This window comes from Amycolatopsis sp. NPDC057786 (assembly GCF_042797905.1).
Classification (GTDB): Bacteria; Actinomycetota; Actinomycetes; order Mycobacteriales; family Pseudonocardiaceae; genus Amycolatopsis.
Map to the genome: position 1 here is coordinate 1 of NZ_JBHVKW010000191.1, position 5,517 is coordinate 5,517.

Annotated in this window: 7 protein-coding genes; 6 read left to right on the plus strand and 1 reads right to left on the minus strand. The window is 68.6% G+C overall.

Annotated features, from left to right (window positions below):
* Positions 1 to 45: 45 nt before the first annotated feature.
* On the minus strand, positions 46 to 510 hold the full coding sequence (locus ACFVM3_RS41710; RefSeq protein ID WP_034310019.1) for a GreA/GreB family elongation factor: 465 nt from the start codon (positions 508 to 510) through the stop codon (positions 46 to 48).
* Positions 511 to 633: 123 nt separating this feature from the next.
* Between ACFVM3_RS41710 and ACFVM3_RS41715 the strand changes: the two genes are divergently transcribed.
* The 6 genes from ACFVM3_RS41715 (at position 634) to glyA (ending at position 5,459) form a co-directional block, all read left to right on the plus strand.
* Positions 634 to 1,221 carry a TetR/AcrR family transcriptional regulator gene (locus ACFVM3_RS41715; protein ID WP_034310021.1) on the plus strand — a complete coding sequence of 196 codons (588 nt, stop codon included), beginning with the start codon at positions 634 to 636 and terminating at the stop codon, positions 1,219 to 1,221.
* Positions 1,222 to 1,336: 115 nt separating this feature from the next.
* Positions 1,337 to 2,563, plus strand: coding sequence for a M14 family metallopeptidase (locus tag ACFVM3_RS41720; protein ID WP_378445436.1), 1,227 nt, complete (start codon positions 1,337 to 1,339; stop codon positions 2,561 to 2,563).
* A 112-nt stretch (positions 2,564 to 2,675) separates the two neighbouring features.
* The gene (locus ACFVM3_RS41725; protein WP_378445428.1) at positions 2,676 to 3,197 is read left to right on the plus strand and encodes a gamma carbonic anhydrase family protein; all 522 of its coding nucleotides are present in this window, start codon (positions 2,676 to 2,678) and stop codon (positions 3,195 to 3,197) included.
* 34 nt (positions 3,198 to 3,231) lie between these two features.
* A complete protein-coding gene (locus ACFVM3_RS41730; protein ID WP_378445430.1) occupies positions 3,232 to 3,663 on the plus strand; it encodes an uL11 family ribosomal protein in 432 nt (143 codons plus the stop codon).
* Positions 3,660 to 4,079 (plus strand): hypothetical protein, encoded by a 420-nt coding sequence (locus ACFVM3_RS41735; protein WP_378445432.1) that lies wholly within the window; start codon positions 3,660 to 3,662, stop codon positions 4,077 to 4,079. The genes ACFVM3_RS41730 and ACFVM3_RS41735 overlap by 4 nt, the downstream gene beginning before the upstream one ends.
* A gap of 111 nt (positions 4,080 to 4,190) precedes the next feature.
* Positions 4,191 to 5,459 (plus strand): serine hydroxymethyltransferase, encoded by a 1,269-nt coding sequence (glyA, locus tag ACFVM3_RS41740; RefSeq protein ID WP_378445434.1) that lies wholly within the window; start codon positions 4,191 to 4,193, stop codon positions 5,457 to 5,459.
* Positions 5,460 to 5,517: the final 58 nt, after the last annotated feature.

The window sequence follows — 5,517 nt, forward strand, 5'->3', positions numbered from 1 at the left end:
TCCCTCGGCTCAGCCGAGGGAAGGAGGCCTTCAGGCGCGGACGAGTCAGGCAGGCGGCTTCAGCGTGACGACGGTGGCGCTGGTCTCGCCACGCGGCGTCCGGTACGTGATCTCGTCGCCCTCCTTGGCGCCGACGAGCGCCAGGCCGAGCGGGCTGTCCGACGTGACCGTGGAGGCGTCGGCGTCCTCGCCGGGGATCGTGACGATGTGGAGCTCGTCCTCGTCGCCGTCGGCGAACCTGAGGGTGACGGTGGTGCCGTCGGGCAGCAGACCCTTGCTGTTCCGGCCGCCGTGCTCCAGCTTCGCCGCGACGTCGGCGATGCGCCTGTCGAGGTAGGCGGCGGCCTCCGCACGGTCGAGCACCTCCGCCTGATCGGCGGCGTCGCCGGTTCGTTCCTGTTCACCGACGAGCGGCGCCATCGCGTCGCGCTGCGCACGCAGATCGGCGAGTTCCTTCTCCAGCTGCCGTCGCGCGGCCGGGCTGAACCCGTTGTCCCCTGAGGTCACCATGTCGCGCATTGTCCGCTACGGATCGGCGGCTAGCCACCTAGATTTTTCACCCGCTGTGATCGGCCGGGACGGTTGCCCTAAGCTTCAGGGCTCCTGTCCTGACTACTTGGTGTAAGGAACTTCGTGACCGCCGTTCCCGGCCGCAGCGCGCGCCTCTCCCCCAATCAGCTGCAGAAACAGGAGCAGATCGTCGAAGCGGCGCGTGTCGTGCTCGCCAGGGACGGGCTCGCGGGGTGCACCGTCCGCGCGATCGCGGACGCCGGACCGCTCACGAAGAGTGCGATTCATTACTACTTCGCGGATATCGACGTCCTGATCGACCGCGCGATGGCGGCGCACATCACAACGTTCATCGCCGATTTGCGCAAAATTTCGGCGAAGCACGATCACCCGTCCGAGCGGCTCTTCGCCGCGCTCGAGGCCTTCCTCGGCGAGTTCTCCGGACGCCCGAACGCGGCCTTCCTCTGGTTCGAATACTGGATCGCCGCGGGCCGCGCGCAGCATCCTCAGGCCATCGACGTGATGCTGACGTCGATCACCGAACTGCTCGCGGAGCTGCTCGCCCCGCTCGACGTCGAAGACCCGCGGGCCAGGGCGCGGGCGCTACTGTCCTACCTGCTCGGCGCGATCGTCCAGCAGCGCGTCCGGCGGCGGCCGTTCGCCGCACTGCGTGGGGACATCGAAGCGCTCTGTTTCGCGAACTACGGCTAGAAATACGCATTAGATCCGTACCGTTACGGATTGTTCGCCCTTCCTGCTCCGGCCATGGTGAGGTTCCCCTTCCCTGCCTGAGAGCTAGGAGACGACGATGCGCATAAGACGGTGCATGGCCGTGGCGATCGCGGCCGTCGCGGCGTTCACCATCCCGGTCGCCGCGAGTCCGGCGACCGCGGACCAGCAGGCCGAGGACGCGCAGGTGCAGATCTACGAGGTCTTCGGCACCGGGACCGCACAGCAGCGCACCCAGATCTCCCGGCTCGGTGTCGACGTCCTCGGTTCCGCGGGCGGCACGACCACGTTCATCGGCGAGGCCCGCGACGCGGCGAAGATCCGTTCGCTCGGCTACCGCGTCGAGCAGCGCGGCGTCGTCGACCGGTCGGAAAAGCCCGGCACGAACGCGATCAACGACTTCCCGCCGTCGGACTCCGGCTACCACAACTACGCCGAGGTCACGACCGAACTGCGCAACGCCCAGTCGAACTTCGGCTCGATCGCGCGGCTGAGCAGCGTCGGCAACTCGTACCAGGGCCGCGCGCTGAACATGATGAAGATCAGCGACAACGTCGCCACGGACGAGAACGAGCCCGAAGTCCTCTTCACCTGCAACCAGCACGCCCGCGAGCACCTCACCACCGAGATGTGCCTGCGGATCGTGAACCGGTTCACCCAGGGCTACGCCTCCGACCCGGCGATCAAACGGTTCGTCGACAGCGTCGAGATCTACGTGATCCCGAACGTCAACCCGGACGGCTCGGAGTACGACATCTCCGGCGGCAGCTACAAGTACTGGCGCAAGAACCGGCAGGGCAACGGCACTGACCCCAACCGCAACTGGGCCTACAACTGGGGCTGCTGCGGCGGTTCGTCGGGTTCGACGACCAGCGAGACCTACCGCGGCCCCTCGGCGTTCTCCGCGCCCGAGACCCGCGCGGTGTCCAACTTCGTCAACTCGCGCAGGATCGGCGGCGTCCAGCAGATCAAGGCGAGCATCGACTTCCACACCTATTCGGAGCTCGTGCTGTGGCCGTTCGGCTTCACCTACAACGACACCGCCCCCGGCATGACCGCGGCGGAGGCGCAGCGGTTCCAGTCGGTGGGCCGTCAGCTGGCGGCGACCAACGGCTACACGCCGCAGCAGTCGAGCGACCTGTACATCACGGACGGGACGATCGACGACTGGATGTGGGGCACCCACAAGATCCTGAGCTTCACCTTCGAGATGTACCCGCGGGGATCGAACCCCGGCTTCTACCCGCCCGACGAGGTGATCGTCCGGGAGACCACGCGTAACGACCGGGCGGTGGACCTCCTGCTGAACACCGCCATCGGCTGAGCGACCCGTGGGCTGAAAGGGCCCTTCACCGCATGTGACGCGGTGAAGGGCCCTTTCGTCGCGTCCTATGCGGGCATGGTCCCCTTCAGCTCCCGCGCATAGGGTGCGGGGCATGCCGATGTTCGAATTCGAGGGGCACCGTCCCCAGGTGGATCCCGAAGCGTGGATCGCCCCCACCGCCACCCTGATCGGCGACGTCGTCGTCGAGAAGGGCGCCTCCGTCTGGTACGGCGCCGTGCTGCGCGCCGACTTCGGGCGGATCCTCATCCGCGAGGGCGCCAACATCCAGGACAACTCGGTCATCCACGTCAACGGCGGCGTGACCGAGGTCGGCAAGAACGTCACCGTCGGGCACCAGTGCCTCGTGCACGACTGCACGATCGGCGAGCAGGCGCTGATCGGCAACGGCTCGACCGTGCTCGACAAGGCGCAGATCGGCGCGAAGGCGCTGGTCGCGGCCGGCGCCACGGTGACACCCGGGATGGTCATCCCGCCGGAGACGGTCGCCATGGGCAGCCCGGCGAAGAAGCACGTCCCGCTCGACGGCACCGCCCGCGGCTGGGTCGAGCACAACGCGGCGATCTACCAGGAGCTGGCGCGCCGCCACGCCGAAAGCGTCAAGCCGATCGATTGACTCTCCAGTAACTGGAGACCATAGCTTCGGGCGCATGGCACCGAAGTCGAAGAAGAAGACCCATCAGGCGACGCTCGAGTTGACCGCCGGCAACGCGCCGGTGGTCGACCTCGGGAAGACGCTCGGGCAGACCGGCGTGAACCTCGTCGAGGTCAAGAAGGCCTACGACGCGGCGACCGCCGCACAGCGCGGCGACATCGTCCCGGTGGTCGTGTCGGTGTTCGAGGACCGCTCCTTCGAACTCCGGCTGAAAACCCCACCGGCGTCGTTCCTCATCAAGAAAGCCTTGGGCGGCAAGGGATCCGGACGGCCGGGGCATGAGGTCGCCGGGAAGCTGAGCCGAGAGCAGCTCCGCGAGATCGCCGAACGGAAACTGCCGGACCTCAACACCGGCGACGTCGAAGCGGCCATGCGCACGATCGCGGGCACCGCTCGCTCGATGGGCGTCGCGATCGAAGAACCGTGACGCGCAAGCACGTGATCGTGCCGCCTTTCCGTGACCTCGACCCGGCCCTCGGGGTCGCGGAAAGGCTGCTGGCACAAGGGAATCCGTGGCTCGCCGGCGTCGTGTCGGCGCTGCCCGACGAGTATGCCGCCGCCGACCGGCTCAACCGGGTCCTCGCAGGGAACGGTGCCGCGCCCAGGCTGGTCGAGGCCGGGAACGGCTGGCGCCTGGTGCAGGTGACGTCGTGGCCCGGCTGCGGGGACCTGGTCGCGGGCGCCTCCGGGCTGGCGGAACTCGTCGTGTTCGGCGGCTGGCGGCGGATCAAACGCTGCGCCGTCTGCGCGCAGGCTTTCTGTGATCGCACGGCCGGATGCAGCCGCCGATGGTGCGCCGCGCATCGTCCGCACGCCGAGCCGGGCCCGAGCGGAGTGCTCTAGTCTGTTCCGCACCAGCGACTGGCGCCATTTGAGGTGGAGCACCACCGGGAAGCGACGACGAGGCCGGTACCGCGCGCCTGGGTCCGGCCGTCTCTGGCAGGAGTACGTCCGATGACACACCAGCCCGAACTTTCCGCGCTCGCCGCCGCCGACCCGCAGATCGCGGGGCTCGTGGAGGACGAGGCGAAACGCCAGCACGACAAGATCCGCTTGATCGCGTCCGAGAACTACGTCTCCCAGGCCGTACTGGAGGCGACGGGCACCGTCCTCACCAACAAGTACTCCGAGGGCTACGCCGGCAAGCGGTACTACGAGGGCCAGCAGCTCATCGACCAGGTCGAGAACCTCGCCATCGAGCGCGCGAAGGCCGTCTTCGGCGTCGACCACGCGAACGTGCAGCCGTACTCCGGCTCCCCGGCGAACCTGGCGGTGTACCTCGCGTTCGCCAAGCCGGGTGACACCGTGCTCGGCATGGCGCTGCCGGACGGCGGCCACCTCACGCACGGCTGGAGCGTGTCCGCGACCGGCAAGTGGTTCACCCCGGTCCGCTACGGCGTCCGCAAGGAGACCGGCCGCGTCGACCTCGACCAGGTGCGCGAACTCGCGCTGAAGCACCGGCCGAAGCTGATCTTCGCGGGCGGCACCGCGATCCCGCGCACCATCGACTTCCCGGCGTTCGCGGAGATCGCCCGCGAGGTCGACGCCGTCCTGGTCGCCGACATCGCCCATATCGCCGGGCTGGTCGCCGGTGGCGCGCACCCGTCGCCGGTCGGGCACGCGCAGGTCATCACCACGACCACGCACAAGACCCTGCGCGGTCCGCGCGGCGCGATGATCCTTTCCGACGCCGACCACGCGAAGGCCGTCGACAAGGCGGTGTTCCCCGGTTTGCAGGGTGGCCCGCACAACCACACGACCGCCGCGATCGCCGTCGCGCTCGGCGAGGCGCAGAAGCCGGAGTTCTCCGAGTACGCGCACACGATCGTCGCGAACGCGCGGGCGCTGGCGGAGGCGCTGGTGGAGCGCGGGTACGACCTCGTGTCCGGCGGCACCGACAACCACCTGCTGCTGATCGACCTGACGAACAAGAACGTGCCGGGCAAGCCCGCCGCGCAGGCGCTGGACCGCGCGGGCATCGAACTGAACTACAACACCGTGCCGTTCGACCCGCGCAAGCCGTTCGACCCGTCCGGCATCCGGCTCGGCACCTCCGCGATCACCACCCGCGGGCTCAAGCCGGAGCACCAGACGCAGGTCGCGGAGTGGATCGACCGCACGATCACCGCCGCGGCGGGCGAGGAACAGTCCGCTTTGGACACCATCGCCGCCGAGATCCGCGAGTTCCTGGCGCCGTTCCCGATCCCTGGCTACTCGGCTTAAGCAGGTAGCGCGTGAAGGCCCCTTCCCACGACTGAGCCGAGGGAAGGGGGCCTTCACG

What these genes read in the sequence shown, in the direction of transcription:
- ACFVM3_RS41720 (WP_378445436.1), top strand. Translation starts at nt 1,337, where the DNA reads ATGGCCGTGGCGATCGCGGCCGTCGCGGCGTTCACCATCCCGGTCGCC.
- glyA (WP_378445434.1), top strand. Translation starts at nt 4,191, where the DNA reads ATGACACACCAGCCCGAACTTTCCGCGCTCGCCGCCGCCGACCCGCAG.
- ACFVM3_RS41730 (WP_378445430.1), top strand. Translation starts at nt 3,232, where the DNA reads ATGGCACCGAAGTCGAAGAAGAAGACCCATCAGGCGACGCTCGAGTTG.
- ACFVM3_RS41725 (WP_378445428.1), top strand. Translation starts at nt 2,676, where the DNA reads ATGCCGATGTTCGAATTCGAGGGGCACCGTCCCCAGGTGGATCCCGAA.
- ACFVM3_RS41710 (WP_034310019.1), bottom strand. Translation starts at nt 510, where the DNA reads ATGGTGACCTCAGGGGACAACGGGTTCAGCCCGGCCGCGCGACGGCAG.